At 62.8% G+C, this 26,386-nt stretch carries 28 protein-coding genes; 11 read left to right on the forward strand and 17 right to left on the reverse strand.

The window, feature by feature from the left end; all coding sequences use genetic code 11:
- Positions 1 to 144 precede the first annotated feature (144 nt).
- The 4 genes from NKH33_RS08825 to NKH33_RS08840 all read left to right on the forward strand — a co-directional run bounded on the left by NKH33_RS08825 (position 145) and on the right by NKH33_RS08840 (position 3,549).
- Positions 145 to 1,530, forward strand: coding sequence for an aspartate aminotransferase family protein (locus NKH33_RS08825; RefSeq protein ID WP_352766895.1), 1,386 nt, complete (start codon positions 145 to 147; stop codon positions 1,528 to 1,530).
- Between the two features lie 454 nt (positions 1,531 to 1,984).
- Positions 1,985 to 2,293 carry a DUF6422 family protein gene (locus NKH33_RS08830; protein WP_352613981.1) on the forward strand — a complete coding sequence of 103 codons (309 nt, stop codon included), beginning with the start codon at positions 1,985 to 1,987 and terminating at the stop codon, positions 2,291 to 2,293.
- 19 nt (positions 2,294 to 2,312) lie between these two features.
- Positions 2,313 to 2,612, forward strand: coding sequence for a hypothetical protein (locus tag NKH33_RS08835; RefSeq protein WP_352918953.1), 300 nt, complete (start codon positions 2,313 to 2,315; stop codon positions 2,610 to 2,612).
- A 112-nt stretch (positions 2,613 to 2,724) separates the two neighbouring features.
- Entirely contained in the window at positions 2,725 to 3,549 is an 825-nt protein-coding gene (locus NKH33_RS08840; RefSeq protein ID WP_352539671.1) for a class I SAM-dependent methyltransferase, read from the forward strand.
- A 407-nt stretch (positions 3,550 to 3,956) separates the two neighbouring features.
- On the opposite strand, the gene mmsB is transcribed toward NKH33_RS08840, so the two are convergent.
- The 3 genes from mmsB to NKH33_RS08855 form a co-directional block, all read right to left on the reverse strand.
- Positions 3,957 to 4,841 carry a 3-hydroxyisobutyrate dehydrogenase gene (gene mmsB, locus NKH33_RS08845; RefSeq protein ID WP_352918955.1) on the reverse strand — a complete coding sequence of 295 codons (885 nt, stop codon included), beginning with the start codon at positions 4,839 to 4,841 and terminating at the stop codon, positions 3,957 to 3,959.
- A 102-nt stretch (positions 4,842 to 4,943) separates the two neighbouring features.
- Positions 4,944 to 5,072, reverse strand: a complete 129-nt coding sequence (locus tag NKH33_RS08850) for a hypothetical protein (RefSeq protein ID WP_352918957.1) — start codon at positions 5,070 to 5,072, stop codon at positions 4,944 to 4,946.
- 37 nt (positions 5,073 to 5,109) lie between these two features.
- A complete protein-coding gene (locus tag NKH33_RS08855; protein ID WP_352918959.1) occupies positions 5,110 to 6,276 on the reverse strand; it encodes an isobutyryl-CoA dehydrogenase in 1,167 nt (388 codons plus the stop codon).
- Positions 6,277 to 6,427: 151 nt separating this feature from the next.
- Between NKH33_RS08855 and NKH33_RS08860 the strand changes: the two genes are divergently transcribed.
- Together NKH33_RS08860 and NKH33_RS08865 are read left to right on the forward strand one after the other, a co-directional pair.
- Positions 6,428 to 7,042, forward strand: coding sequence for a dimethylsulfonioproprionate lyase family protein (locus tag NKH33_RS08860; protein WP_352918961.1), 615 nt, complete (start codon positions 6,428 to 6,430; stop codon positions 7,040 to 7,042).
- 1 nt (position 7,043) lies between these two features.
- The gene (locus tag NKH33_RS08865) at positions 7,044 to 8,513 is read left to right on the forward strand and encodes a cobyric acid synthase (RefSeq protein WP_352918963.1); all 1,470 of its coding nucleotides are present in this window, start codon (positions 7,044 to 7,046) and stop codon (positions 8,511 to 8,513) included.
- 52 nt (positions 8,514 to 8,565) lie between these two features.
- On the opposite strand, the gene NKH33_RS08870 is transcribed toward NKH33_RS08865, so the two are convergent.
- The 3 genes from NKH33_RS08870 to NKH33_RS08880 all read right to left on the reverse strand — a co-directional run bounded on the left by NKH33_RS08870 (position 8,566) and on the right by NKH33_RS08880 (position 10,168).
- Positions 8,566 to 8,985 (reverse strand): VOC family protein, encoded by a 420-nt coding sequence (locus NKH33_RS08870; protein ID WP_352918965.1) that lies wholly within the window; start codon positions 8,983 to 8,985, stop codon positions 8,566 to 8,568.
- 73 nt (positions 8,986 to 9,058) lie between these two features.
- Positions 9,059 to 9,886 carry a helix-turn-helix domain-containing protein gene (locus NKH33_RS08875; protein ID WP_352918967.1) on the reverse strand — a complete coding sequence of 276 codons (828 nt, stop codon included), beginning with the start codon at positions 9,884 to 9,886 and terminating at the stop codon, positions 9,059 to 9,061.
- 111 nt (positions 9,887 to 9,997) lie between these two features.
- A complete protein-coding gene (locus NKH33_RS08880) occupies positions 9,998 to 10,168 on the reverse strand; it encodes a hypothetical protein (RefSeq protein WP_352451984.1) in 171 nt (56 codons plus the stop codon).
- 497 nt (positions 10,169 to 10,665) lie between these two features.
- Between NKH33_RS08880 and NKH33_RS08885 the strand changes: the two genes are divergently transcribed.
- Positions 10,666 to 11,097 carry a TerB family tellurite resistance protein gene (locus NKH33_RS08885; RefSeq protein ID WP_352685127.1) on the forward strand — a complete coding sequence of 144 codons (432 nt, stop codon included), beginning with the start codon at positions 10,666 to 10,668 and terminating at the stop codon, positions 11,095 to 11,097.
- A 6-nt stretch (positions 11,098 to 11,103) separates the two neighbouring features.
- Here the strand turns inward: NKH33_RS08885 and NKH33_RS08890 are convergent, their stop codons facing one another.
- The 5 genes from NKH33_RS08890 to NKH33_RS08910 form a co-directional block, all read right to left on the reverse strand.
- Entirely contained in the window at positions 11,104 to 12,726 is a 1,623-nt protein-coding gene (locus NKH33_RS08890) for an ABC transporter ATP-binding protein (protein WP_352918969.1), read from the reverse strand.
- Positions 12,723 to 13,592 (reverse strand): ABC transporter permease, encoded by an 870-nt coding sequence (locus tag NKH33_RS08895; protein ID WP_352918971.1) that lies wholly within the window; start codon positions 13,590 to 13,592, stop codon positions 12,723 to 12,725. The genes NKH33_RS08890 and NKH33_RS08895 overlap by 4 nt, the downstream gene beginning before the upstream one ends.
- Complete coding sequence (locus tag NKH33_RS08900) at positions 13,589 to 14,536, reverse strand: ABC transporter permease (protein ID WP_352918973.1); 948 nt, start codon at positions 14,534 to 14,536, stop codon at positions 13,589 to 13,591. Before NKH33_RS08900 ends, NKH33_RS08895 begins: the two co-directional genes overlap by 4 nt.
- A gap of 254 nt (positions 14,537 to 14,790) precedes the next feature.
- Positions 14,791 to 16,269, reverse strand: coding sequence for an ABC transporter substrate-binding protein (locus NKH33_RS08905; RefSeq protein WP_352918975.1), 1,479 nt, complete (start codon positions 16,267 to 16,269; stop codon positions 14,791 to 14,793).
- A 130-nt stretch (positions 16,270 to 16,399) separates the two neighbouring features.
- A complete protein-coding gene (locus tag NKH33_RS08910; protein ID WP_352918977.1) occupies positions 16,400 to 17,689 on the reverse strand; it encodes an acetylornithine deacetylase/succinyl-diaminopimelate desuccinylase family protein in 1,290 nt (429 codons plus the stop codon).
- A 232-nt stretch (positions 17,690 to 17,921) separates the two neighbouring features.
- On the opposite strand from NKH33_RS08910, the gene NKH33_RS08915 reads away from it, so the two are divergent.
- Positions 17,922 to 18,350: a L,D-transpeptidase gene (locus NKH33_RS08915; RefSeq protein WP_352470461.1), complete on the forward strand. Its 429-nt coding sequence runs from the start codon at positions 17,922 to 17,924 to the stop codon at positions 18,348 to 18,350.
- A 143-nt stretch (positions 18,351 to 18,493) separates the two neighbouring features.
- Here NKH33_RS08915 and NKH33_RS08920 read toward each other — a convergent pair whose 3' ends face one another.
- The 5 genes from NKH33_RS08920 to NKH33_RS08940 all read right to left on the reverse strand — a co-directional run bounded on the left by NKH33_RS08920 (position 18,494) and on the right by NKH33_RS08940 (position 23,474).
- Positions 18,494 to 19,486, reverse strand: a complete 993-nt coding sequence (locus tag NKH33_RS08920) for a lipid A biosynthesis lauroyl acyltransferase (protein ID WP_352918979.1) — start codon at positions 19,484 to 19,486, stop codon at positions 18,494 to 18,496.
- 1 nt (position 19,487) lies between these two features.
- The gene (locus NKH33_RS08925) at positions 19,488 to 20,516 is read right to left on the reverse strand and encodes a zinc-binding dehydrogenase (RefSeq protein ID WP_352918981.1); all 1,029 of its coding nucleotides are present in this window, start codon (positions 20,514 to 20,516) and stop codon (positions 19,488 to 19,490) included.
- 83 nt (positions 20,517 to 20,599) lie between these two features.
- The gene (locus NKH33_RS08930) at positions 20,600 to 21,889 is read right to left on the reverse strand and encodes a beta-ketoacyl-ACP synthase (RefSeq protein ID WP_352918983.1); all 1,290 of its coding nucleotides are present in this window, start codon (positions 21,887 to 21,889) and stop codon (positions 20,600 to 20,602) included.
- Between the two features lie 74 nt (positions 21,890 to 21,963).
- Positions 21,964 to 23,151, reverse strand: coding sequence for a beta-ketoacyl-ACP synthase (locus NKH33_RS08935; protein ID WP_352918985.1), 1,188 nt, complete (start codon positions 23,149 to 23,151; stop codon positions 21,964 to 21,966).
- 38 nt (positions 23,152 to 23,189) lie between these two features.
- Complete coding sequence (locus tag NKH33_RS08940; RefSeq protein ID WP_023719977.1) at positions 23,190 to 23,474, reverse strand: acyl carrier protein; 285 nt, start codon at positions 23,472 to 23,474, stop codon at positions 23,190 to 23,192.
- 213 nt (positions 23,475 to 23,687) lie between these two features.
- On the opposite strand from NKH33_RS08940, the gene NKH33_RS08945 reads away from it, so the two are divergent.
- The 3 genes from NKH33_RS08945 to NKH33_RS08955 all read left to right on the forward strand — a co-directional run bounded on the left by NKH33_RS08945 (position 23,688) and on the right by NKH33_RS08955 (position 25,603).
- Positions 23,688 to 23,942 (forward strand): hypothetical protein, encoded by a 255-nt coding sequence (locus NKH33_RS08945; RefSeq protein WP_352918986.1) that lies wholly within the window; start codon positions 23,688 to 23,690, stop codon positions 23,940 to 23,942.
- 87 nt (positions 23,943 to 24,029) lie between these two features.
- Complete coding sequence (locus tag NKH33_RS08950) at positions 24,030 to 24,278, forward strand: hypothetical protein (protein ID WP_352613994.1); 249 nt, start codon at positions 24,030 to 24,032, stop codon at positions 24,276 to 24,278.
- 158 nt (positions 24,279 to 24,436) lie between these two features.
- Complete coding sequence (locus NKH33_RS08955; RefSeq protein ID WP_352613995.1) at positions 24,437 to 25,603, forward strand: epoxide hydrolase family protein; 1,167 nt, start codon at positions 24,437 to 24,439, stop codon at positions 25,601 to 25,603.
- A gap of 202 nt (positions 25,604 to 25,805) precedes the next feature.
- Here NKH33_RS08955 and NKH33_RS08960 read toward each other — a convergent pair whose 3' ends face one another.
- The gene (locus NKH33_RS08960) at positions 25,806 to 26,354 is read right to left on the reverse strand and encodes a histidine phosphatase family protein (RefSeq protein ID WP_352470325.1); all 549 of its coding nucleotides are present in this window, start codon (positions 26,352 to 26,354) and stop codon (positions 25,806 to 25,808) included.
- Between the last annotated feature and the right edge of the window lie 32 nt (positions 26,355 to 26,386).

Raw genomic sequence — 26,386 nt, forward strand, 5'->3', positions numbered from 1 at the left:
GTGGCGGTGACGCCGTCGTCGCGCACGCTACGCGCCGAGCTGTTGCGGCTCTGCGCTCGCATCGGCTATTCGCCGCCCGCTGTCCTCTGACGAATCCGCCCCGGCGCGAAAGCTGCCGGATTGGTTCAAGAGGAAAGACCAGACATGACCTACCAGAATTATTCGCTGAAGCAGCTTCAGCAGATCGATGCCGCGCATCACCTTCATCCGTTCACCGACCACAAAGAGATGCGCGAGACCGGCTCGCGCATCATCACCCACGCCAACGGGCCGTTCATCTATGATGCCGAAGGGACGGAAATCCTTGACGGCATGGCTGGGCTGTGGTGCGTCAATGTCGGCTATGGCCGCGACGAGCTTGCCGACGCCGCCTACGCCCAGATGAAGGAGTTGCCCTACTACAACTCTTTCTTCAAATGCTCGACGCCGACGCCGGTTCTGCTGTCGAGAAAGCTGGCGGAGATCGCGCCAAGGCACATCAACCAGGTGTTCTACGGCTCGTCCGGTTCGGAGGCCAACGACACGGCGCTGCGCCTGGTCCGTCACTATTGGGTGCTGGAAGGCAGGCCCGAGAAGAACCGCATCATCTCACGCAAGATGGGCTATCACGGCTCGACCATCGCCGGCGCCTCGCTCGGCGGCATGGATTTGATGCACAAGCAGCTCGGAGGCGCCGTGCCCAACATCGTCCATGTGATGATGCCCTATGCCTATGAGCTCGCACTGCCCGGCGAAAGCGACCATGATTTCGGCCTGCGCGCGGCAAAAGCGGTCGAGGACGCTATCCTCGAAGCCGGCGCCGACAAGGTGGCCGCCTTCATCGGCGAGCCGGTGATGGGGGCAGGCGGGGTGAAGATCCCGCCGATGAGCTATTGGCCGGAGGTGCAGCGCATCTGCCGCAAATACGATGTCCTGCTGATGCTGGACGAGGTCATCACCGGATATGGCCGCACAGGCGAGTGGTTCGCCGCACAAGCCTTCGATGTCGAGCCCGACACCATCACCACGGCCAAGGCGCTGACCTCTGGCTATCAGCCGCTGTCGGCGCTGCTGGTCGGCGACCGCATCGCGGCGACGCTGGTCGAAAAGGGCGGCGAATTCTACCACGGCTACACCTATGCCGGGCATCCGGTGGCCTGCGCGGTGGCGCTGAAGAACCTCGAGATCATCGAGCGTGAAGGCCTGGTCGAGCGCGTCAGGAACGACACCGGGCCTTACTTCGCCAGGGCCCTGCAGGAACGTCTCGGTGGGCACGATCTGGTCGGCGAGGTGCGCTCGTTCGGGCTGATGGGGGCGATCGAGATCGTCAAGGACAAGGTGACCAAGGAGCGCTTCCTGCCTGCCGGCAGCGCGGCGGTGATGGTTCGCGACCACGCGATTGTCCAGGGCATGATGCTGCGCGCTACCGGCGACACGATGATCCTGTCGCCGCCGCTGATCTGGACGCGCGAGACGATCGACATGGCCTGCGACCGCATCGCCACGGCGCTCGATCTGGCGCAAGCGGATTTGCGCAAGGGGGTAAGGTAGAACCATCGCCGGGCGTCCTGCAGTCGGACGCTCGGCGATCGCTGCGTCGATCGCCGAGCAGATGGTCGAGGACGTGGACAAAGTCAGTTCGAATTCGGCTGCGGGTGGAAACGCGCCCTTTGGCGCGCCAAGCCTACCTCACTCCCTGCCTCGCAAAACTCGTCCATGCCGAGCGCGGCAAGCGTGCGAACGGCGCCCGTCTTGTCGCCTGCCGCCGATCAGCGTGACTTCCGTAAGCCATCCGTAAGTCCGGTCCTGTCAACGTCGCCTGATCGACTTCAGCAAGGGATCATTCGTTCAAGGAGACCAAAATGGGCGACTAGCTGTCCTTAGCGCCACGTCGCAACGAATTGCGCCACGTTGAAGAGCGAACAAGTCGAGCGGTGTGCAAATTTGAAGCATGCTTGCTTCCCAATTGAGGCATTTGGCGAATCCAAATCTGAGGGAGTGACACATGTTTAAATATCTGTCTCGGGAGGGTCTCACGCGCGAACAATCGGAAGCCCTGGAAAAGGCCGCGTTCTTGATCATCAGCGCGCGGAAAGAAGCCGCGGCGCTACTGGCGCGGGCGGGAGTAACTTTACCTGATGATGGGTTTGGGTTCGGGAACCCTTGCAATGCGCATATAGAGGCGCACGGCAACTGCCCGTGCAACGATTACACGGGCGATGGTGGGCCATGTTTGACGCAGACTACCCTCGATACGGCCTTCCCCCCGTCCCGGAGTTGCGGCCATCCACCATCAAAACATCTCTCCACGTAAGGCGTATTGGAGACAGTTGATGCGCACCATTTCTTTGATCCTAGCCTTGGTTATGCAATCGGTCATCACTGTATCTCTTGCGCAGGACGCCAAAACACCTTTCAAAAGGCCGGCTCCAGAAGAGCACAAGGACTTCGTGGCGGAAATTGAGGGTGTTTTCAGGAAATATCCAAAGGCGATCGCTCGCTACAAACTCGTGGATATCGGCCTCGTAGATATTGGCGAGATGCCGCGCGTGGAGTGCACAGTAGAATGCGAGTTTGATTCTACTTGGGGCGGATGGTGCAAAGACCGTTGTGATACGGAACGCGAAGAATAGCACCCTGCCGGTTTCCATTGCCCGGTTGCTAGTCGACAGACACGCGCTTTATGATGGCTGCTGAAGCGCCGATCGGGCCCGTTGCCCGAGATCGTTGTGCGGGAGGGACACTATGGCCCAGCAGGAGCAGTGGCAGCTGGAAGGCAGCGCCGCGGACCTCTACGAGCGCTACCTGGTCCCGGCAATCACAGCCCTGTGGGCTGCGGACCTGATGGATCGTGCTGCGCCTCAATCTGGTGAGCGGATTTTGGACGTAGCTTGCGGCACCGGCGTGGTGGCACGCTCGGCGGCCGAGCGTATGGGAAGTGGGCAGGTCGTCGGCCTCGACATCAATACGGGCATGCTCGCCGTTGCTCGGTCGCTCCCGAGAGGCGCTGGAGCGCGTATCGACTGGCACGAGGGAAGCGCGCTCGAAATGCCGTTCCCTGACTCCGCCTTCGATCTGGTTCTTTGCCAGCTCGGACTGCAGTTTTTTCCGGATCGATCTAGTGCGCTCCGTGAGATGTTCCGGGTTCTGGTGCCTGACGGCCGACTGGCTTTAAACGTTTTCAGCGCTATTGAGCACACTCCTGCGGCGAAGGCGCTGGCGGATGCCTTGGATCGACACCTCGGTCCAGGCGCTTCGGCAACGAAAAGGTCTGAGCATTCACTCGCCGATGCGGACGAGCTTTACCGATTGGTGGCCGAGGCGGGATTTCGTCAGGTGACCATCCACACGACGACACAAAACATCCGATTTCCCTCGTCTAGGGAATATGTGCGACTACAGCTGGCAGCGACTCCGCAGGCCGGGCTGGTCAGCAGAATTGATGCCGGGCATCGGGAAGCAGTCATCGCAGCGATCACCGGTGATCTAGATTTTTCGCTGGCAATCTATTCAACTGAAGGGGAGCTGATGTTCCCCCAAGAGGCCCACGTCGTGCTCGCACGCAAGTAGCGTAGCTGACCGATGAGCCATGGCACCGACGCGCTGGGGGGATTGGGGCGCGACCACCTGTGGGTCGACGTAGCTCAGGACAGCAGCCACGACGCCGACGATCATCTGGAGACACGCCAGGGCGATCGCCTCATTGTCCTTGAAGAATGCGAAACGCAAAAACCGCGCTCCATCGGAACGCGGCTTTGCCAGATACGCATGGCGCTTCGCCAACAATACACTTGCGAAACTTACGGCGAAACTTACGGGCTCCGGTACGCGAGACCTGATCCGGAGCGCCGGGCGGATGTCCGCCTCGCAATCCGTTTTAAACGCATATCGTTACTGCAGGGTTAGCAAGAGCTTAAGCAAACCTAAATTTGCCGGCTTTCCGCATTGGGCAGATCGAAAACCTGTGAACCTGGAGCTTACGCCGGGTCACCACGGAGGAAATTAATGATGCCGGAAAAATCCGCGCCGGCATTCCCTTGTGCGTTGAACAGCGCATAAAGCTGGGCTGCCTCGGCGCCGAGCGGCGTTGCTGCACCGACGCTCTGTGCGGCCTCCTGCGACAGTTTCAGGTCCTTCAGCATCAGTGCCGCCGCGAAGCCAGGCTTATAGCCATTGTTGGCGGGCGATGTCGGCACCGGGCCGGGCACCGGGCAATAGGTGGTCAGCGACCAGCACTGGCCGGACGAGGTCGAGGCGACGTCGAACAGCGCCTGGTGCGACAGGCCGAGCTTTTCTGCCAGCACGAAGGCCTCGGCAACGCCGATCATCGAAATGCCCAAAATCATGTTGTTGCAGATCTTCGCCGCCTGTCCGGCGCCGTCGTCGCCGCAATGAACGATGCGGCCGGCCATCGGCTTGAGGATTGGTTCGGCCTTGGCGAAGGCATCCTTCGAACCGCCGGCCATGAAGGTCAGCGTGCCGGCCGCCGCACCGCCCGTGCCGCCGGAGACCGGCGCGTCGATCGACAGCAACCCGTGCTTGGCGGCGATGGCATGGGCCTTTCGAGCCGACTCGACATCGATGGTAGAGGAATCGATGAACAGCGCGCCTTTTTTTGCCCTGGATACTATGTCTGCGTAAACCGACAGAACATGCTTACCGGCTGGCAGCATGGTGATGACCGCATCGGCGTATTTCACCGCCGCAACGGCGTTGGCCATGATGACGACGCCGTGTTCCCTGGCGATGACGAGATTCTCCGGCACCAGGTCGAAGCCGTGCACGGCATACCCGGCCTTGACCAGGTTGGAGGCCATCGGATTGCCCATATTGCCGAGGCCGATGAAGGCGATGGTGGTCATAATGGCGCTCCGTGGTTTGGGTAGGCAGTAGGCAGTAAGCGACCTATTCGGGCGCAAGTTTGCTAATAAGTTGGCGAAGCATTTTCCCGATGCCCTCGGTCGCTAAAAGCACGTGATAGGCTTGATCATGCGTAGCAAGGCCAATGCGTTCGGCGATCTGGAGGTGACGGCCAGATCCATCGCCTGCTGCCATACGATAAGATCCTTGTACGAATTGATCTTGCCGGTCATCTTTCTGCCTACTGCCTACTGCCTACTGCCTACTGCCTTACCGTCCGATCAGGGCGCGAGCGATGATGACGCGCATGATCTCGTTGGTGCCTTCGAGTATCTGGTGGACACGCAGGTCGCGCACCAGCTTCTCGATGCCGTAGTCGTGCAGATAACCATAGCCGCCGTGCAGCTGCAGGGCGTCGTTGGCGACGTTGAAGCCGGCGTCGGTGACGAAGCGCTTGGCCATCGCCGACCATTTCGAGGCCTCCGGCGCGTTGCGGTCGAGCTTCGAGGCGGCGGTGTAGAGGAAGACGCGCGCTGCCTGCAGTTCGGTCTCCATGTCGGCAAGCTTGAACTGCAGCGCCTGGAACTGGTTGATCTTCGAGCCGAAAGCCTTGCGTTCGGCGGTGTAGGCGAGTGCCTTGTCGAGTGCCGATTGCGCGCCGCCGAGCGAGCAGGCGGCGATGTTCAACCGGCCACCGTCCAACCCGGCCATGGCGATGCCAAAACCGGCGCCTTCAGCCGACAAAAGATTTTCGGCCGGCACCTTGCAGTCCTCGAAGACGACCTGGCGCGTCGACTGCATGTGCCAGCCCATCTTGTGCTCGTTGGCGCCGAAGGAAAGGCCCGGCGCATCGTTCGGCACGACGAAGGTGGAAATGCCTTTCGGCCCGTCGGCGCCGGTGCGCGCCATGACGACATAGAGGTTGCTGTCGCCGGCACCGGAGATAAACTGCTTGGCGCCGTTCAGCACATAGTCGCCGCCGCTTTTGACCGCACGCGTCTTCAGCGCCGCGGCATCGGATCCCGAACCCGGCTCGGTCAGGCAGTAGCTTGCCAGCCATTCCATCGAGGTCAGCTTCGGCAGGAAACGCCGGCGCTGCTCGTCGCTGCCGAAGCGGTCGATCATCGATGCCGCCATGTTGTGGATCGAGATGAAGGCGGAAAACGCCGGATCGGCCCGCGAAAGCGCCTCGAAGATCAACACGGCGTCGAGCCGGCCGAGCCCCGAGCCGCCGACGTCGTCGGGGACATAGATGCCGCCAAGGCCGAGCGGACCTGTCTCGCGGATCACATCGGCGGGGAAATATTTGTTGCGATCCCAGTCGAGTGCGTTCGGCGCCACACGGTCGGCGGCGAAGGCTTGCGCCATCTCCTGGATGGCGCGCTGGTCTTCGTTGAGTTCGAACTGGCTGGTGCCCGCATCGACAGCGGCGTCCATGGCGTGCTCCCTGATGTTTCCGGCCTGCTGGCCTGTCGTTTTTGGCTTTGCGCGCCGTCCAATCTAGACCAATGATGCCGCCGCGCAACCCGATCGTCTCCATCCAACCATCTGGGCAGCGGCTGTGTGCGAATGCGCTTTGGAGTAAAGTGTGACGACAACTTTCGACGAACTGCTTGGATGCTTCCATGCCTATCTCCAGACGTTCGATGATGCGCTGGTGCGCGACGCCGTGGCCCGGATCGGCTGGGACATGCCGGGCCGGCCGCTCGAACCGCATGCACTGCCTTGTCTCGTCCAACTCGGCCGGATCGTCGAACTCGCTCCCGCTGCGGCCAAGTCGCTGGCGCGGCTGGTTGCGGAGCGTCGCGGCGATCTGCACTGGGGCCAGACCTATGGCGAGGCGGATTTCGGCAAGGTTTTCATCGACAATTACGGCTGGCTGGAGGTGTTCGGTACACGCGGCCATTTCGTCAATGACGAGGTCGCGGGCGGCCTGCTGATCCTTGGACCCGACACCGTCTACCCCGATCATCACCATGTCGCGGAGGAGATCTACATCCCGCTGACCGGCGGCACCGAATGGCGCATGGGCGATGGCGGTTTTCGCCTTCGAGCGGCGGGCGAGGTGATCCACCATGCCTCTGACATCAACCACGCCATGCGCACCGGCAAGGAGCCGCTGCTGGCGCTCTACATCTGGCGCGGCGGGCCGCTGGCAGCCAAGTCGACGATCACCGGAACTGTTGCGCAGGGCAGGGGCTGATATGGCCAAGGCGATCATGCTGCAGGGCACGGGTTCGGATGTCGGCAAGACGGTGCTGGTTGCCGGCCTCTGCCGCGCGGCGAAGAAGCGCGGCCTGAAGGTGCGGCCGTTCAAGCCGCAGAACATGTCGAACAACGCGGCCGTCGCCGATATTCCGGGCGATTCAGGCGGCGGCGAGATCGGCCGCGCCCAATGGCTGCAGGCGATCGCCTGCGGCGTGGCGCCGACCATCCACATGAACCCGGTGCTGCTCAAGCCGCAGACCGATGTCGGCGCTCAAGTCGTCGTGCAGGGCAAGGTGTTCGGCGAGGCGCGGGCGCGCGATTACCAGGCGCTGAAGGGCCGGCTGATGGATGCGGTGCTGGACTCCTGGGCAAAGGTCGGCGAGGGCGCCGATCTGGTCATTGTCGAGGGCGCCGGGTCGCCGGCCGAGATCAATCTCAGGAGCCGCGACATTGCCAATATGGGCTTTGCGACGCGCGCCGGCGTGCCGGTGATCCTGGTCGGCGATATCGATCGCGGCGGCGTTATCGCCTCGGTCGCCGGCACCCATCTGATCCTGCCGGAGGAGGACCGGCGCATGATCGTCGGCTACCTCATCAACAAGTTCCGCGGCGATGTCTCGCTGTTCGAAGACGGCATCGAGGCGATCGAAAAATTCACCGGCTGGCGCTGTTTTGGCGTCGTGCCGTGGCTGAAGGCGGCGGCGCGGCTGCCATCGGAAGATTCCGTCGTGCTCGAGCGACTGGCGTCCGGCGAGAAGCGAGCGCTGAAGATCGCCGTGCCGGTGCTCTCGCGCATCGCCAATTTCGACGATCTCGACCCGCTCAAGGCCGAACCGCAGGTTGAGGTGGTGTTCGTGCCGCCTGGTGAGCGCTTGCCCGAAGATGCGGGTCTGGTGGTCATTCCCGGCTCGAAGTCGACGATCGGCGATCTCCTGAAATTTCGCGAGAACGGCTGGGACCGCGACCTTGCCGCGCATAGGAAACGCGGTGGTCATATCGTCGGCATTTGCGGCGGCTTCCAGATGCTTGGTCATATCGTGCGCGATCCCGACGGCATCGAGGGCAGCGTTACAGAAACGCAAGGCCTCGGGCTGCTCGACGTCGAAACGGTGATGGAGCCGGAAAAGACGGTGCGCAACGTCAGCGCGCGCTCGGTGCCGTTCGACCTGCCGCTCGAGGGCTACGAGATCCATCTCGGCCGCACCACAGGTCCGGACACGCTGCGGCCGTCCGCCGTTATCAACGGTATCGATGACGGCGCTATCTCGGCCGACGGCAAGGTGGTGGGCACCTATATGCACGGGCTGTTTTCCGCCGATGCCTTCCGGGCGAAATTCCTCGAAAGCCTCGGCGTCAAGGGCGGCGGCATCGACTACCGCGCCGAGGTCGAACGGGCACTGGACGAGATCGCAGCCGAACTGGAAACCCACCTCGACTGCGACACGATTTTTGGGCTGGCGCGTTAGATACTTTGCCTGAGCATGATCTTGTCCGAAAACCGGTCTCCACTTTTCGGGATCATGCTTTCTCGTCAGCCTTCGGCCAGTAGGTGCCGAACGACCAGACGTTGCCTTCCGGATCGCGGCAGATGAATTCGCGGCTGCCATAGTCGCGGTCGGTGAGTTCTTCCAGAATCTCGGCGCCGGCGGTCTTTGCCCGCGCGTATGCCGCGTCTGCGTCAGCGACCGCAACGTAGATCGACTTGCCGCCACCCGAACCCGGCGCGCCGACCATCTTGCCATAGGCGTCGTCGCGCGCCGTGCCGAGCATGACGATCGAAGAGCCGAAAGCGAGTTCGGCGTGGTGCACCACGTCGCCTTCGCCATAGCGGGCGCGAACGCTGAAGCCGAAGGCCTCGCGCAGCCAATCGATCATCTTGCCGGCATTCCTGTAGCGCAGCGCCGGATAAAGCCGCGGTGGTTCGGGGGTGTTCGGCATGGCTGATCTCCTTCAGCGGGTTGGTCGATCAACCCAGTCTGCGCGATGGCCGGTTGCGCGTCTTGAAGAAATGTTACCTCGCGGCAAGCGCGGTCGGCGCGACGCCTGCCAGGTCGCGAAACTCGCGTACCAGATGCGCCTGGTCGGCATAGCCGCAGTCGGCGGCGATGTCGGCCCAAGCGCTGTTCGCCTGTCTCGACAGGCCAAGCGCATGATTGAAGCGGACGATGCGCGAGAGCGTTTTTGGGCCGGTGCCGATAGCGTCCGAAAATTTTCCGGTAAGATGCTTGCGGCTCCAGCCAAGCTTTTCGGCCAGCGTCGAGATGCGGGTCCGCCCACGCGTCGAGACGATCGTCTCATAGGCCCAGACCATTTCGGCCTGGGTGCGGTCCGCGGTTGCCAACCGATCGCCAACGAAGGCTTCGGCGATGGCAAAGCGTGAGCTCCAATCCGGTGCATTGCCGAGCCTTTCGCGCAGCGCGATGCCTTCGACGCCGAGCACGTCATCCAGGCCGACCATGCGGTCGGTCAGTTCGATCATCGGGCGGCCGAAGAAGCGACGAGCGCCGAGCGGGCTGAAATTGATCTGCACACAGCAGGCGCCGCCGAAGGATTCGATCACTACCGGCCCGGCATAAAGGCCGGCGGCAAAACTGGCGAAGCGGTCATTGTCGCCCGGGTCATGGCCGAGCCCGATGGCAAAGGGTTCGGCAAAGCTGATGACCAGCGGCACGGTCAGCGAGGCATATTCGACGGCGCGGAAATGGCCTGGCATGGTTTCGCGAAAGCCGCACATGTCGGTGACGACGCCCTGAAGCCGATGGCTCGGCGCGCGCCGCACCATCTCGAACCGATCGAGGCCTGGGCTTTCGTGGCGGCTGCCGTCTTCGCTGTCGGGCATGCGCTTTCCTTCCGCCACGCGACTTTAACAGACCATACGCCGGAATCAAAAGCGCCCGGCTTTTGGCCGGGCGCTCCGAGTTGCCTGAGATTCTGAATTGTCTGGACGTGTTTAGGCGCCGCGCATCAGGCAGCCGGCGGCCAGCACGATGTAAGCGATGACAACAATCCACACAGCAGCCAAAGGGATGAACGCAAGGACGCCAAGCGCGGCGAGAACGCCGATAATGGCGATAACAAGGGATATAATGAAAATAAGCTGGGTAGGCGCACTGAGATTCATGTTCGGTCCCTCCTCAACATGATTCGTACAACGGCATAGTATCAGGCGCGCGGTCACACACCAATGAGCGCAGCGGGTTCGCCGGATTGGCCGGCAGTTTTATGGGAGTGCCAGAACGGTGCGGCGCGTTCGATCACGAAGGGCAATCGCTTCGGACGAATGACAGTTTCCAAATTGTGGCGGAGACCACCAATTGTCGATGTCGCCGCCGCCCCTCATTGCCCTGCCGGGCATTTCTCCCCGCATAGTGACGGGGAGAAAGGGCTGGTCGCAACGTCGGCGCCTTTTCTTGCAGCGCCTGCGATTGGCGAAACCGGTGACGAGAGCGCCCCTCTCCCGTCACTAAACGGGGGATGCCGGCAGGCAGGTGAGGCGCAGCGCCAACGCCCTAAAAGGGTGAGGAGGCGAATTCAAAACCGATTGCCCTGTTCCACCATTCGCACCCGTTTGCGCCAAGCCGATTCCGCGCTACCTTCCCGACGAATCGGAAGGGGCTGATGGCGATGGGATTGCTGGACCAGATACGCTCGATCTTCGACGGCGACCCCGGCGTGCGCAAGGTCGCGGACGATCCGGTGCTGTCGGCGGAATTGCTGATGCTGTTCCGTATGATCCTGGCCGACGGTTCGGTCAGCGAAAGCGAAATGACCGCCTTCAGACGTATCTGCCGGGACGCCTTCGGCATTCCCGACACCAGCGTCGACAGCGTCATCGAATATCTCAACGATTTCGGCTACGAGACCAACAGCTCGCAGGCCGTCGCCCAATTCCGCGACCTCGACGTCGAACGGCGCAAGCTGCTCGCCCGCCACATGGCCGAGATCGCCAAGGCCGATTCGCAACTTGCCGGGAGCGAGATGCAGCTGTTGCGCCGCACGCTCGACCTGCTCGACATCAGCCCGGCCGATTTGGTCAAGCCGCAAGGCTGAGGCCGCTCACCCCTGTTCCTGCAGTCGTTTCGCGATCGCCCGGTGCAGGTCTGGAGCAGCAGCGACCAACGCCTTGGCCGCCTCGGATTGCGGGTGGTCGAGCACTTCGCTCGTCCTGCCGCGCTCAACGATCTTGCCGTCATGCATGACCATCACCTCGTCGGTGATGGCGCGGGCGACGGTCAGATCATGGGTGATGAACAGATAGGCGATGCCGAGTTTTTGGTTGAGCTCGGCGAACAAATCGAGGATCTGCGCGCGGATCGAGACGTCGAGCGCCGAGACCGGCTCGTCGGCGACGACCAGCTTCGGCCGGGTGATGATGGCGCGGGCGATCGAAAGGCGCTGGCGCTGGCCGCCCGAAAACTCATGCGGATACTTGTCCATGTCGCCTGGTGAGAGGCCGACCTCGTGCAGCGCATACGCCACCATCTCGCGCCGCGCGGCGGGCGCCGGCTTCTTCTCCAGCACATGCAGCGGCTCGGCCACCAATCTCTCGACCTTCTGGCGTGGGTCGAACGAACCATACGGGTCCTGGAACACGACCTGCATGTCGCGCCGTGCCGGCTTCAGCTCCGCCTCGCTCTTGCCGGTGAGGTTATCGCCGCGGAAGCGGATCGTACCGGCCGTCGGTTTGTCCAGTGCCAGGACCATGCGAGCAAGCGTCGACTTGCCACAGCCGGAACGCCCGACGAGCGCCATCGACTGGCCGGGCGCCATCGAGAAGGAAACATCGTCGACGGCGCGGATGGGAGCCCCTCGCTTGAGCAGCGATATGCGCCGTGCCGGATAATCCCGCGTCACATTTTCTACCCGAAGAAGAGGTTTGGCCGATCCGCTGTCATGTGTGCGGGCCCGCGCCGGCACATGCATCGAGGCCTGCGCCAGCTGTCGCGTATAGGGATGAAGCTGTTCGGACAGGACGCGCGCCGTGTCGCCGGCCTCCATCACCTCGCCATGGCGCAGGATGGTGATGCGGTCCGCCATCTCGGTCACCACGGCGAGGTCGTGCGAGATCAGCAGCAGGCCCATGCGGTTTTCCGCTACGAGGTCGCGCAGCAGGTCGAGGATCTGCGCCTGCAGCACCACGTCGAGCGCGGTCGTCGGCTCGTCGGCGATCAACAGCTTGGGTTTCAGCGCACAGGCGATGGCGATGACGACGCGCTGGCGCTGGCCTCCGGACAGCTCATGCGGATAACGCGACAGCGGGAACTGCGCCGCCGGCAAGCCGACCCGGTCGAGCATTTTTCGCGCCCGTTGTTCGGCGTCCGCGCGGCTCGCCCTGGTGTGCCAGCGAATACCCTCGGCAACCTGCTCGCCGATGGTCTTGACCGGGTTGAGCGCCGTCATCGGCTCCTGGAACACCATGCCGATGTCGTCGCCGCGTAGCGCGCACATCTGATCCTCGCTCGCCGCCAGAATATCGATGCCGTCGAAGGTAACGCGTCCGCTGGCGCGTGCCGCCCAGGGCAAGAGCTGCATCACGGTGAGCGCAGTCATCGACTTGCCGGAGCCGGATTCGCCGACCAGCCCCATCATTTCGCCCGGCGCGACGGAAAGCTCGACGTCTCTGAGGATACGGGTGCCGCCGATGGTCAGCGACAGCTTCTCGATCTCGAGCAGGCTCATCGCTGCCGCCGCGATTTCGGATCGAGGATGTCGGCGATACCGTCGCCGAGCAGGTTCAGGCCAAGCACGGTGATGACGATCGCCATGCCCGGAAAGATCGCCATCCACGGCGCCACCACCATGCGCGTCTGGGCGTCGAACAGCATGCGGCCCCAGCTCGGCATCGGCGGCTGGGTGCCCAGCCCGACGTAGGAAAGCCCGGCTTCGGCCAGTATGCCCAGCGCGAACTGGATGGTCCCTTGCACCAGCAGCAGCGTGGCGATGTTGGGCAGCACATGTTCGATGCTGATCAGCGTCCTGCTTTTGCCGGCGGCGCGGGCGGCGAGGATGAATTCGCGCGGCCAGATCGCCAGGGCGCCGGCGCGGGCGACGCGCGCGGACACCGGGATGTTGAAGATGCCGATGGCGATGATGGCGTTGAACGCGCCGGGCCCGAAGATGGCGGTGATCATGATTGCCGAAAGCAGCGCCGGAAAGGCGAAGACCAGGTCGTTCAGCCGCATCAGCACGTCGTCGGCGATGCCGCCACGCGCCGCGGCAAAGGCGCCGAGCGGCACGCCGACGCCCATGCCGATGCCGACCGCCACCAGCGCCACGGCAATCGAGTTGCGGGCGCCAACCATGATCATCGACAGGATGTCGCGACCGAAATGGTCGGTGCCGAACCAGTGCGCCAGCGACGGCGCCTGGGTCTTGTCGGAAATGACCAGCCTGGTGACGTCGTAAGGCGTCCACACGAAGGAGAGGATCGCGACCGCAGCCACCAGTGCGGTGACGACGAAGCCGGCGAGGAACGAACGGTTTCGAAACGCCTTGGCCAGGATGCCGGCAAGGTTCTCGTCGGGGATGTCGATGTGCAGCGTCATTGCCTGCCTCTCAGGCGCGGATCGACCACCGCATAGGAGAGATCGACAACGAAATTGACGATGATGACGGCGGCAACCAGCAGCATGACGACGCTCTTGACCACGATCAGGTCACGCTGGTTGATTGCCTGGAACACCAGCCGGCCGAGGCCGGGCAAATAGAAGACGTTCTCGATGATGATGGTGCCGGCAAGCAGGAAGGCGAATTGCAGGCCTAGAATGGTGACCACCGGGATCAAGGCGTTGCGCAGCGCATGCCGCCACAAGACAAGACGATAGGGCAGGCCCTTGGCGCGGGCGGTGCGGATGTAATCCTCATTCAGCACTTCAATCAGCGCCGAGCGGGTGACCCGGGCGAGGATCGCCGCCTGCGGCAGAGCGAGGGCGACCGCCGGCAGGAGCAGCGACTTCAGCGCCGGCCAGACGCCGGCGCCCCAGCCGGGAAAACCGCCGCCCGGCACCAGCCGCAGCCAGACGGCGAACAGATAGATCAGCATCAGCGCAAACCAGAAATTGGGCACGGCGACGCCAAGCTGGGCGGCGCCCATCGCAACCGTGTCGCCGGCCCGGCCGCGCCGGCTGGCGGAAAACAGCCCGACCGGGATGGCAATGACTGTGGACAGCGCCAGCGCCATCAGCGCCAGCGGCAGCGAGACGACGAGACGCTCACGGACCAGATCGATGACCGGCACCGAATAGGTATAGGAACGGCCGAAATCGAGGCTCAGCAAGCCGCCGGCCCAATGCAGATAGCGCAGCACGACGGGAGCGTTGAGACCCATCTGGTTGCGCAGCAATTCGATCTGGTCGGCGCTGGCGTTCAGGCCAAGCATCAGCCGCGCCGGGTCGCCGGGAATGATCTCCAGCACGGCAAAGACCACCATCGAGGCCAGAACCAGCGTGACGACGGCGATGGCGAGGCGCTTGAGGAGGTAGGCGGTCATGGACGTTGAGGAACCGCTGTGTTGCCGGACGCAAAAACCGGGCGAAGCTTGCGTTCCCGCCCACCCCCCTCTGTCCTGCCGGACATCTCCCCCTCAAGGGGGGAGATTGGCAGTTTCCACGCCGGCACTGTCCCTGCAACGCTAGTGGCTAGCGAAAGCGGCGGTGAGGGCTCAATCTCCCCCCTTGAGGGGGAGATGCCCGGCAGGACAGAGGGGGGTGTGACGGAGTGCAACTTTCGCCTTTCTGTCAGCGATCAATCCGTCCACTTCACCTTGGTCAGGTCGTTGGCCTGGATCGGGGCATTTTCCCACAGGCCCTGCAGTTTGGCGTCCCAGACGCCGACCTTCGGCAGTTCGTAGAGGAAGCCGACCACGGCGTCATCGGCCAGGACCTTCTGCGCCTCGCCGAGCAGCGTCGTGCGCTTGGCCTCGTCGGAGGTAAGGTTCAGCTCGTCGATGATCTTGTCGAAGGCCGGATTGTCGTAGTTGAAGTAATAGTCCTTGCGCGAATAGATATCGATGTCATTGGGCTCGGTGTGGGAAACGATGGTCAGGTCGTAATCCTTCTTGGTGAAGACCTGGTCCAGCCATTGCGCCCATTCGACCGGGATAATCTCGAGATCGATGCCGATTTCGCGAAGCTCGGAGGCGATGATCTCGCCACCAAGCCGCGCATAGGAGGGCGGCGGCAGCTTCAGCGTCGCCTTGAAGCCATTCTCCAGGCCGGCTTCCTTCAGCAATTCCTTGGCCTTCTCCACATTGTGCGGATAGAGGCCGGTCAAGTCGACATAGGCCTTGCTGGCGGGCGACATGTGCGAGCCGATCGGCACGCCGAGGCCGGCCGAGGCGCCGTCGATGATCGCCTTGCGATCGAGCGCAAAGGAAATCGCCTGCCTGACCTGCAGCTTGTCGAAGGGCGGCTTCTTGTTGTTGATCGACAGGATGGTTTCACCCTCGGTCGAGCCGATCACCACCTTGAAGCGCGGGTCGTCCTTGACCTGGGCGACGCTGTCGGGGTCAAAGAACGGAAAGGCCTGGACGTCGCCGGAAAGCAGCGCCGGAACGGCGGCGGCGGCATCCGGAATGATGCGGAACTCGGCCTTGTCGAGGAACACCGGGGCGCCCCAGTAATTGTCCGACTTGACCAGCGTGATCGATGAGCCCTTGGCCCAGTTCTGGAACTTGAACGGGCCGGTGCCGATCGGTCTTTCCTTGTTGGTGTCGGCTGTCTCAGGCGCCACGATCACCGCGTCGCCCCAGCCCATATTGTAGAGGAACGAGCCTTGCGGGTTCTTCAGCGTGACCTTCACCGTCGCGGGATCGACGACCTCGACCTTGTCGATGGCGGCAAACAGGGCCTTTTGCGCGTTGACGGAATTGTCGGCGCGGGCACGGTCGAGCGAGAATTTCACGTCGTCGGCGTTGAAGTCGGTGCCGTCATGGAATTTCACGCCTGTATGCAGCTTGAAAATGTAGACCTTGCCGTCGTCGGAAATGCTCCAGCTTTGCGCGAGATCGGGCAGCACCTCGCCGTTCGGGCCGATGCGGGTCAGGCCCTCGAAGACATTGGCATAGAGTACCTCGTCGATTGCCGCGGCGGCACCCGCGGTCGGGTCGAGATGCGGGGGTTCGAGCGTAATGCCGATGACCAGGTCGGTGCGCGCGGCCATCGCCGAGGTTCCGGCGGCCAACGCCAGCGCCGCGGCGGCCAGAATGGTTTTCCACAATTTCATCGTGCAACTCCCCATGTCTAAAACACGTCCTCAAACCCGGGCGGATAGAAGCGTGAATTCGCCGCCGAGTAAATTGCGTTTCGTACCGTGTGCCGACGCCGGGAGGAATGTTTTTCCGCCCATGGCCGGATCATGGCGGGCCGGCGCCCCTCAGCAGCACGCCGAGGCCGATCGCCATCACCTTTGCCGAGTCCAGCATGTCGGCAATGCCGACCCATTCGTCGGGCCGGTGGGCGAGATCGAGAATGCCCGGGCCATAGGCGATGCAGTCATAGATGTGGCCGATCCGGGCGATGTGCTTCTGGTCGTAGGTGCCGGGCGAAATCACGTAATCCGGTTCGCGGTCGAATATCTCCATGATGCCTTGCGCGACCGCCTTAACTACCGGCGCGTCGCGCTCGGTCATCAGCGGCAGCACCTCCATCAGATCGCGGATTTCGTAATCGAACTTTTTGCGCTCGCGCTTCAGCCGTTCGAGGATATCGGTCACCTCGCTCTTGACCGCAGCGAGATCCTCTTCGAGCAGGAAGCGGCGGTCGATGGTCAGCCGGCAGAAATCGGGCACGTTGGGCGAGGGCAGGCCGGGCCGGAAATCCTCCGTCTGGCCGCCATGGATCGAGTTGATGTTCATGGTCGAGCGTTTTGCGCCTTCGGGCACGACCGGCATGCGCGTCATCTTGCGGTCGAGCGCCGGAAACAATTCGTCTTCGAAGGCGCGCAGCACGGCGCCCATATGGCGCACCGCATTGTCGCCGAGGAACGGCATCGAGCCGTGCGCGATCTCGCCCTTGGTCTCAATTTCCGCCCACCAGACGCCGCGATGGCCAAGGCAGATGCGATCCTTGTTGAGCGGCTCGGGAATGATGACGTGGTCGACCTTCGGCCTGGAGAAATAGCCGAGCTTGGCCAGATGCGCGACGCCGCCAAAGCCGCCGGACTCCTCGTCGACCGTCCCCGAAATCTCGATGGCGCCGGGAAAATCGGGAAACACCTCCATGAAGGCTTCAGCGGCGATGATCGAGGCGGCAAGCCCGCCTTTCATGTCGCATGCGCCGCGGCCATAGACCTTGCCATCCCTGACGATGCCGGCGAACGGATCGAGGCTCCAGCCGTCGCCGGGCTCGACGACGTCGATATGCGAATTGAAGTGCACGCAAGCACCCGGCGCCCGGCCATCGAAGCGGGCAACGACGTTGACGCGCGGGTAACGGTCAGTGTCGCCGGGCGTGCCCTCGGCACGGATGAATTCGATCTCAAAACCACGCTTCTTCAGCCGCTCGCCAATGTATTCGGCACATGGCCGATAGGCTTCGCCGGGCGGATTGATGGTTGGAAAGCGGATCAGATCCGCAGTCAGTGCAACCAGATCATCGGCTCGGTCATCGATGGCCTTGAGGAGCCGTTCGTTCGGTTCGTTCATTCGGCGAATTGAGCAGCGGATGAGGGGGTTTTGCAAGCCCGATGGCGAATTGCGAGGCGATTGCGTGTCGTTACGGCAACTATTGCGGGAAATCGTTCAAATTCGCTGCTTTGGATTGGTGAAATCGTCAGGGAGTAGGTGTTAGCTCGCTGGCTTGCCATCAAAACGCTGGAGAACAGCGCGAGGGCAGGCAGGCAAGGGGCATCAAAGGGCATCAAAGGGGTTTGATTGCATGAAAAACACTGTTCTCATGGCAGCGGCATTGGTAGCGATGCTGTTCGGTTCGTCGTTCGAGAGCCGTGCGGCCAGTCTGGTCGCGAACATCGATATTTCCTCACAGACGATGACGGTAAGATACGGGCTTTCGTATTATCGGTGGAGCGTTTCCACCGCCCGCAAGGGCTACATCACGCCGCGCGGCAGTTACCGGCCACAGCGGACGGCCCGGATGTGGTATTCGCGCAAATACGACATGTCGCCGATGCCCTATTCGGTGTTCTTCCGCGGCGGCTATGCCATCCACGGCACCGGCGCGATCCGGCAATTGGGGCGCCCGGCATCGCATGGCTGTGTGCGCCTCCACCCCAGCAACGCCGCCGCGTTCTATTCGATGGTGCGCGAAGCCGGCTTCGGCAATACGCGGATTCTCGTGACGAATTAGGGCCTGCTCCTCGGCCCGCAATAAAAAACCCGCCGGAGCGGCGGGTTCGTTGGGGCCAAATAGCACCATATCGAAATTAGTAGCATAGCTGCCGGCACAAAGCAAGAACAAAATAAGGCTTGCACCCAAAAAAGATGGTGCGCTCAGGCGGGTTTGTCGCGCATTGTCGCTGGCCGACGCTTTTTGCGGCCGCTGATCTCCCAGCGCTTGTGGAACCACATCCACTGCCCGGGGTCTTCGCGCACCCAGCGCTCGACCACGTCGTTGAGAAGCTGGGTGGTGGCGCGGACGTCGACACTGCCGCCGGCGGTGCGCGGCAAGGTGAGCTTGTCCTCGATCTCGAGCCGGAAACGGTTGTTCGGCAGGCGTACGCAGCGCGCCGGGTAGACATCGCAATCGTAGTGCCGCGCCAGGGTGCCGAGGACCCGGTTGCTCTCGCAGGGGCGGCCGAAGAATGTCGTCTCGAGCCCGCCGGTGAATTTTTGGTCGACCAGCACGCCGATATTGCCGCCTTTCTCGAGGATGGCCGCAAGTGCGAACGAGGCACCGGTCGAAGACGGCAGCAGCGATCCCATGCTCGAGCGGCGGGTCGAGAGGATGTACTCGGCGAGGTAAGGGTTGTTGGGCGGGCGAAACAGCGCCGTGATGTTCATGCCGAAGGTCGCCGCAGCCACCGGCAGCAGCTCGAAATTGCCGAGATGCCCAGTGAAGACGATATGCGGCTTGTCCTCGCCGGCAATGCGCACGAAATGCTCCACGCCCTTGACCTCGACACGGCCCGGCTTCGTCGCAGCGGGATCGTAGTCGAACAAAGCATCGAGAAAGATGTATTCGGCGGCCAGGCGGGCCATGTTGCCCCACATATCGGAAGCGATCGCTTCGATCTCGGCATCGCTTTTTTCCGGATAGGCCTGGCGCAGATTGTCGACCGCAACCTGATGGCGCGCTACCCAAGGGCCGATGCGGCGGGCAGCGCGGTCGGCGAAATTGAGCGCGCTGTCGGGCGGCAGCAGGCGCAGCGCGGAGATGATGATCATAGCGACCCGCGCGACCAGCCAGTAGTTGAACTGGCGAAGCCGCCTGCCATAGCGGAATCCCAGGTCCCTGCGGATCTTCCTGAAGGCGTTGCCGATCATTTCAGCCGACGCGCAGGATGATCTTGCCGAAGACGTCGCGGCCTTCCATGCGCTTCAGCGCCGCATCGATGCCGTCGAAGCCGACCTCGGTGTCGATCACCGGCGCGACCAGGCCCGCCGCCATCTTCTGCATGGCGTCGGCCATGTTTTCCATGCGGCAGCCGAACGAGCCGAGCAGCTTCAGCTGCTGCTGGAACAACTGCATCAAATTGATCTGCGTCGACACGCCGGACGTCGAGCCGCAGGTGACCAGCCGACCGCCGCGTTTGAGGCACAGCATGGACGCGGCAAAGGTGTCGGCGCCGACATGCTCGAACACCACGTCGATGCCCTTCTTCTTGGTCAGCTTGCGCACGACGCCTTCGAAGCGGTCGTCGCGGTAATTGATGACGTGGTCGGCGCCGAGCGCCTTGGCCTTGTCGATCTTGTCGTTCGAGCCGACGGTAGTGATGACCGTGCAGCCCATCTTCTTGGCCAGCTGAATCGCGGCGGAGCCGATGCCGGAGCCGCCGGCATGGACCAGTATCGTCTCGCCGGGCTGCAGCCGGGCATTGTCGAACAGCATGTGCTCGACCGTGCCGAAGGTGACAGGCGCCACCGCCGCGCCGATTTCGCTCACGCCTGGCGGGGCGGGGACCAGAAGGCGCGCCGGCAGGTTGATCTTTTCCTGCGCAAAGCCGTCGAGATGGAAGCCGTGAACGCCCGAGACATGCTCGCAGAGATTGTCACGGCCTTCGCGGCAGGCGCGGCAAAGACCGCAGGTGCGGGCGCCATAGATCGACACCAACTGTCCGGGCAGGAGGCTGGAAACGCCGGGGCCGACCGCCTCGACCTCGCCGGAGGCCTCGGCTCCGACGACCAGCGGCAGCTTGCGCTTGGCGAAGGCCATGCCGCGCCAGCCCCAGACGTCGATATGGTTCAGCGCCACGGCCTTGATGCGCAGTGTCACCTCGCCGAGCAAAGGCGGCGGCGGTGGCGGCAGGTCCACCGTTTCAAGCCGGCGATCCTCGATAAGTTGCAATGCGCGCATGCCAGATCCCAGGTTGCGCATGACCGAGAACCGTTTCGGAAAGGACCATGCGCACGACAACAGTGCTAGAGCGGAACGGTCGCTTAGACCGGTTCCCGCGCCATGACAAGGCAGGTGTTCTGGCCGCCAAAGCCGAAGGAGTTCGACAGGACGGTGCCGACCTCGGCGTTGCGCTTGGTGTTCGGCACCACGTCGAGCACGATTGCCGGGTCGGGATTGTCGTAGTTGATGGTCGGCGGAATGATGCTTTCGCGCATCGTCATCAGCGAAAATGCGGCCTCGACAGCACCGGCAGCCGATAGGGTATGGCCGATCATCGACTTGTTCGACGAGACCGGCATTGACGAGATCCGCTCGCCGAACACCGTCGACAGCGACAAATGCTCCATCTTGTCGTTTTCGGGCGTCGAGGTGCCATGGGCGTTGACATAATCGATCCCGTCCTCGCTCAGGCCGGCATCGGCAAGAGCGGCGCGCACCGCCGCGATCGCCGGCGAACCGTCCGGCTTGGAGCGGGTGCGATGGAAGTCGTCGGCCTTTTCGCCGCAGCCGCGCAATATGCCGAGAACGGTGGCGCCGCGGGCAAGTGCTGCCTCCAGCGATTCCAGCACAAGGGCGCCCGAGCCTTCGGCCAGCACGAAGCCGTCGCGATCCTTGGAGAAGGGTTTTGAGGCCTTTTCGGGGATGTCGTTATGGGTGGAGAGCGCCGACAGAAGCGAGAAGCGGATCAGCGCCTCGGCGGTCGCCGAGCCGTCGGCGCCGATCGACAGCGCCCTGTCGCATTCGCCGCGGCGGATCGCCTCGACGCCGAGCTGGATCGCGGTGGCGCCCGAAGCGCAGGCTGTCGACAGCGTGATCGGCAGGCCGCGCGTTCCGAAACGGTCGGCAAGCCGGTCGGCAATCGAGCCGAACTGGGTGGTCTCGAAGATGTCGAGTTCCCTGAGGCCGCGCGCTACCCGCAGCAGCCTCTCTGCACCGGTGTCGTGCCTGTCTGAATTATTGGGCGTGTCGGAATTGTAGAGCGAAAAGCGCTCGCTCCAATCGAGCTCGACCGGCGGCGAAGCGAGGAACAGCGGTCCGCCGAAATCGCCGGCATCGAGGCCCGCCTCCGACATCGCTTCCTGGGCGGCGGTTTCGGCAAGCTCATAGGTGAGGAGACTGGCGCCCTTGGAGCTCGACGGCAGGAAATCGACCATGCCGGAGATGCGGGTGTTGAGATGATCGACCGGGAAGCGGGTGATTGGATGGATGCCGGATTTGCCTGAGGTAAGTGCCGCCCAATTGTCGGTTTTGCCAACACCGAGCGACGTCACCACGCCGATGCCGGTGACGGCGACGATGGGCCTGCCCATGTGGTCGTTCAGATTGGCCATTTGTTGTCCAAAAACCTGTTTCTCTTGGAGCGTCGGATCGCCCGAAACCGCGCCACACTTTTCGGTCCGATGCTCTAGGCGGCTTTGATCAGCGCCATGCCCTCGAATTGGTGATAGCCGATCGCCGTTGCAAGGACGGTCTTCGGGGCACCGGCAAACGGTTTTTCGACTGTGGCGTCGAAGACAGGATAGGCGGCCTTGCGGTCGACAGCCAGTGCCGCCAGCGCCACGGCAAAGGGGAACTGCGCTTCCTTCATGTGGCCGGTCAGCGTCGAAAAGCCGCGTGCGACGATCGCCGGATTGGCGTCGAGCGCCGATTTCTCGGCGGCGGTCGCGGCATGGGCGCCCGAAGCGCCGGAGATCGCGAGCAGCTCGCCATTCGGCAATGCGGCTTGCTTCAACAGCACGGCGATCTCGCCGTCGAGTTCGTCCCGCCGGCGCCTGGCGCGACCGGACAGGACCGGGCCGAGCTCCGCATAGATCTTCCGGCCACGGCTTTCCGCATGCTCGCGCTGCTCCAGGACGAGAAACGCGCCGCCGGATCCGGTCACCACGCCGCCGCCTTCGGCACCTTGCCTCTGCCAGACCGGCCGCCACGGACCGCGATGCAGGTAGCCGGCCAGTTCATAGCCGAGCAGCATGTCGGAATGTTCGGTCTGGAAAGCGCCGCCGACCAGAATATGCGTCGACTGGCCGGAGCGGATGCGCGCGGCCGCCGTCTCGACGGCGGCAACGCCCGCACCTTCCTCGCCCATGAAGGTGCGCGACGACCCCGTCACCTTGTGGACGATCGAGATGTTGCCGGCGAGCAGGTTGGAAAGCTGTGCCAGAAACAGCGTCGGACGCAATTCGGTGGTCAGCTTCTCGTTGAGCAGCACGTCGCGGTCATTGCGGCTTTCCGATGCCGCGAGAATGGCCGCATCGACCGCCTCGTCGCGCTCGCCGCCGCCGGCGGCCACCACCATGTCCATGGTCGCGCAGAGTTCGTCATTGCCCTTGATGCCGGCATCGTCGAGCGCAAGGCCGGCTGCATAGGTGCCGAGCCTCTGCCAGGTCTCCATCTGCCGCTGGTCGCCACGCTTGGCGATCTGCAGGTTCCAGTCGATCTCCGGCAGCGGATGGACCGTATAGGGCGAGAAGCGCGAGGCCTCCAGAACCGGCTCAAGCCGTGGCTGGACGAGCTTTTGCCAATGCGCATCCGGACCCTCGCCCAGTGACGAGACAAGGCCGATGCCTGATATGACGACGTCGTGGGGGTTCATGGGAGGCTGTTGTGGGTCGGGCGCGTCAGGCGCTGTGTTCACGTGGCGTTCTTGGCGGCGACGAGCGCGTCGATCTTGGCGCACAGGTTCTTCATGACGAAATAGTCGTCGGTCGAAGCCTTGCCGTCATTGACCTCCTGCGTCCACTTTTCCAACGGCACCTTGATGCCGAATTCCTTGTCGATGGCAAAGACGATGTCGAGGAAGTCGAGGCTGTCGATGCCGAGATCGTCGATGGTGTGGCTTTCGGGCGTGATCGTCTCGATGTCGATCTCGCTGGTGTCGGCGATGATCTTGGCGACTTTGTCGAACGTGGTGGACAAGGGCTTTTCCTTCGATTGCGGGCGGAATCTGTCCGCATGTGTTTTGGGCTGTCTAATCGGTTTTTCCGGGCAGGAAAAGGCCTGATACGCCGCGCGCAGATGGGATTGCTGCCCAGGCAGAGCAATAGGGGTCGCTGGCAACCCCTGGCGATATGCCGAAACCGTCCCATCTCTGATCATTGGGTGTACCAATGTACCATGGTACAAAGATCTATGACCATAGAACGCGTGCAGACCGGGGTGCGCCTGGAAAAACGATTGGTGAAGGTGCTCAAGGCCCTGGCTGAGCATCGCGACATGAGCCCGGGTGACCTCATCGAGGGCATCGTGCTGCATGCTTTCGAAGGCCGGACGCCGTTCTCCGCGGCGACCCTGGAAACAATCGGCCAATTGAAGCGCATCTACGAAATGGAGCTTGCCGCAGCGGACAGCCACCGTCCGGCGGAAACCGGCGGGGAGGGCGGATGACGAGCCATCTTGCGCGCAGCCACAGCATTGTGCTTTCGGGGCCGATCGACCGCGTCTTTCCGCTGTTCACGCCGATCGGAGAGACCCTTGGGTGGACGGCTGGCGCATCGCATCCGCTATGCTCGCGTTACGCCGGATTGGCGTGTCGGATTTGTCGAGGTGGCCTGCCGACCGACCACTAACGGAGGCACGGAGGCGTCGATTACCTATGCGTTCACGGCCTTGAGCCCGGCAGGAGCATCGTATCTGTCCGAACTGACGGAGGACGCGTTCGCGGACATGATCGAGGGATGGAAGCTCCATGTCGACGCTTGGCAGGTAGCGGTGAAAATCTGACGCCGGGCAACTTAAACGAATTGCCACCAAGGGTGGAATGTTACCTTCGTCTCGTAGATGGGAGCGAGCAAGTAGCGGACAAAGCGGTCGCTCAGTGAGTTTTCCTTCGTTCTGTGCCTTGATGGGACAATTCTTCGCCGCTGATCGGAGCAACACCCGTGGCCATTCATTCCTTCCACATCAACATCCCGGATGAACAGATCGAGTACCTACAGCGTCGTATCCAAGCGACAAGATGGCCGTCGTCGATCTTCGCATACGGATGGGAGGACGGTACTGACGTTGATTTCCTCAGGAAGCTTTCACGTTACTGGGAATACGATTTCAGGTGGCGCGATCACGAAAAACGTCTGAACCTGTTGCCTCAGTTTAGGGTCACGATAGACGGGTGCGACATCCATTTCGTTCACCAGAAAGGAAAGGGGTCAGCGCCCTTGCCGTTGATCCTCACTCATGGCTGGCCCGGCTCCTTCGCCGAGTTCGAGCATGTCATTCCGCTGCTCACGGATCCTGCCAAATACGGCGGGGATGCCGATGACGCCTTCGATGTCGTCGCACCGTCGCTTCCGGGTTTCGGCTTCTCGTCCCCGCCGCGTCAGGCCGGCGTTAGCTCAAAGCATGTCGCGAAGCTGTGGCGGGGGCTGATGCGCGAACTGGGATATGATCGCTTCGCCGCACAAGGTGGCGACATCGGCGCAGGCGTCTCGACCTGGCTCGCTCGGCTTTACCCGGACGACCTTATCGGATTGCACCTGAATTACATTCCAGGCAGTTTCCGCCCGACCCTCGGTCGCGACGACCCACCTGTCACGCCGGAGGAGAAGGCATTCCTCGACAGTGTGGCGAATTTCGCCGCAACGGAGGGGGCCTACGCTTTTCTGCAGGGGACCAAGCCCCAGACGCTAGCCTTTGCACTGACAGATTCCCCAATCGGGCTAGCCGCATGGATTGCCGAGAAGTTCCGCAGTTGGAGCGACTGCGAAGGCGAACTCGAACGCGCCATCCCTCTAGACACGCTGCTTACAGACATCTCGCTCTACTGGTTCGGTAACACGATCGAGGCCTCGCTCCGGATTTACAAAGAGAACCGGCTCTGCCCCCTGATCTTCGGGCCAAGGGAGCGAATAACACCGCCCCTCGGCGTTGCAGTCTTCCCTCGAGAGCTTCCTATGCCACCTCGCTCCTGGGTCGAGCGAGTCTTCCGTGTCGAGCGCTGGACCGACATGCCGAAAGGCGGACATTTCGCGGCGATTGAGCAACCCGAACTCCTGGTCGAGGACATCCGGGCCTTTTTTCGGCCGCTGAGGCTCCGGCCGGCAAAGTAAGGACGAAAACCTGCCCGTTGTCACGGCTCTGAAGTCCTGATGCGACGGTAGCATCGCATTCGCTTTCGTTAAAAGCGCTCGTTGCTCCTGACTAAGGTCAATGTCGACCTTGGACTCGACCAAGACCTCATCGCGGGTCGGAACCGGTATTCGGCTTAAGGTACCAAGCGCTAGATTTTCACTTCAACCGGCTCCGGCCCGGTCAGAAGGTAACGCGGCCGAGCACGCGCAGGCCGTCGCCCTGCGGCTCGACGACCACGGCTTCGCCTTCACGCGGCGAGATGCCGGTCAATTCCTTGATGTTTTCGAGATGCGTGACCATGACCAGATTGTCGGAGCCGGAATAGCCGCGGATCTCGGCCAGGATCGCAGCGATCTGGGCGGCCTTCTCCTTTTCGTCGGTCTTCAGCAGGTCAAGCGGTGCGAACGGCTCCGGTTCGCTTTCGAAAGCAATGCGGGCGGTCTCGAGGCAGCGGCAATAGCGGCTGGACAGCACGCGCTCGACCGGTGCGGCGCGGGCGCCAAACAGCGCGCCGATCTTGCGCGCCTGTTGCTTGCCGCGCTCCGAGAGATTGACCTGGGTGGCGCATTTGCCGAGGTCGAAATTGGCCGCATCGGTGGTGCCTGTGACCATGGCATGGCGAAGCAGGACCACATGCCCGCCGTCGCGCAGCAGCGCCCAGCCGGCTTCCGTCGCATGGGCTGTGGCGGAAACGGCAAGCAACAGCAGCGCCAGCACAAATCGAAGCATCAGACATCCTTTTCGGGTGACCGGCAGGCAGG

The organism is Mesorhizobium sp. M1182 (genome assembly GCF_040318335.1).
In the GTDB taxonomy this organism is placed as follows: Bacteria; Pseudomonadota; Alphaproteobacteria; order Rhizobiales; family Rhizobiaceae; genus Mesorhizobium.

Bases quoted from the DNA above. Each gene is read 5' to 3' on its own strand.
- NKH33_RS08865 (WP_352918963.1), top strand. From the start codon at position 7,044: ATGGCCAAGGCGATCATGCTGCAGGGCACGGGTTCGGATGTCGGCAAG.
- NKH33_RS08905 (WP_352918975.1), bottom strand. From the start codon at position 16,269: ATGAAATTGTGGAAAACCATTCTGGCCGCCGCGGCGCTGGCGTTGGCC.
- NKH33_RS08925 (WP_352918981.1), bottom strand. From the start codon at position 20,516: ATGCGCGCATTGCAACTTATCGAGGATCGCCGGCTTGAAACGGTGGAC.
- NKH33_RS08935 (WP_352918985.1), bottom strand. From the start codon at position 23,151: ATGAACCCCCACGACGTCGTCATATCAGGCATCGGCCTTGTCTCGTCA.
- NKH33_RS08880 (WP_352451984.1), bottom strand. From the start codon at position 10,168: ATGAATCTCAGTGCGCCTACCCAGCTTATTTTCATTATATCCCTTGTT.
- NKH33_RS08945 (WP_352918986.1), top strand. From the start codon at position 23,688: ATGACCATAGAACGCGTGCAGACCGGGGTGCGCCTGGAAAAACGATTG.
- NKH33_RS08885 (WP_352685127.1), top strand. From the start codon at position 10,666: ATGGCGATGGGATTGCTGGACCAGATACGCTCGATCTTCGACGGCGAC.
- NKH33_RS08870 (WP_352918965.1), bottom strand. From the start codon at position 8,985: ATGCCGAACACCCCCGAACCACCGCGGCTTTATCCGGCGCTGCGCTAC.
- NKH33_RS08840 (WP_352539671.1), top strand. From the start codon at position 2,725: ATGGCCCAGCAGGAGCAGTGGCAGCTGGAAGGCAGCGCCGCGGACCTC.
- NKH33_RS08825 (WP_352766895.1), top strand. From the start codon at position 145: ATGACCTACCAGAATTATTCGCTGAAGCAGCTTCAGCAGATCGATGCC.
- NKH33_RS08850 (WP_352918957.1), bottom strand. From the start codon at position 5,072: ATGACCGGCAAGATCAATTCGTACAAGGATCTTATCGTATGGCAGCAG.
- NKH33_RS08855 (WP_352918959.1), bottom strand. From the start codon at position 6,276: ATGGACGCCGCTGTCGATGCGGGCACCAGCCAGTTCGAACTCAACGAA.
- NKH33_RS08900 (WP_352918973.1), bottom strand. From the start codon at position 14,536: ATGACCGCCTACCTCCTCAAGCGCCTCGCCATCGCCGTCGTCACGCTG.
- NKH33_RS08895 (WP_352918971.1), bottom strand. From the start codon at position 13,592: ATGACGCTGCACATCGACATCCCCGACGAGAACCTTGCCGGCATCCTG.
- NKH33_RS08920 (WP_352918979.1), bottom strand. From the start codon at position 19,486: ATGATCGGCAACGCCTTCAGGAAGATCCGCAGGGACCTGGGATTCCGC.
- NKH33_RS08910 (WP_352918977.1), bottom strand. From the start codon at position 17,689: ATGAACGAACCGAACGAACGGCTCCTCAAGGCCATCGATGACCGAGCC.
- NKH33_RS08915 (WP_352470461.1), top strand. From the start codon at position 17,922: ATGAAAAACACTGTTCTCATGGCAGCGGCATTGGTAGCGATGCTGTTC.
- NKH33_RS08835 (WP_352918953.1), top strand. From the start codon at position 2,313: ATGCGCACCATTTCTTTGATCCTAGCCTTGGTTATGCAATCGGTCATC.
- NKH33_RS08930 (WP_352918983.1), bottom strand. From the start codon at position 21,889: ATGGCCAATCTGAACGACCACATGGGCAGGCCCATCGTCGCCGTCACC.
- NKH33_RS08890 (WP_352918969.1), bottom strand. From the start codon at position 12,726: ATGAGCCTGCTCGAGATCGAGAAGCTGTCGCTGACCATCGGCGGCACC.
- mmsB (WP_352918955.1), bottom strand. From the start codon at position 4,841: ATGACCACCATCGCCTTCATCGGCCTCGGCAATATGGGCAATCCGATG.
- NKH33_RS08875 (WP_352918967.1), bottom strand. From the start codon at position 9,886: ATGCCCGACAGCGAAGACGGCAGCCGCCACGAAAGCCCAGGCCTCGAT.
- NKH33_RS08960 (WP_352470325.1), bottom strand. From the start codon at position 26,354: ATGCTTCGATTTGTGCTGGCGCTGCTGTTGCTTGCCGTTTCCGCCACA.
- NKH33_RS08830 (WP_352613981.1), top strand. From the start codon at position 1,985: ATGTTTAAATATCTGTCTCGGGAGGGTCTCACGCGCGAACAATCGGAA.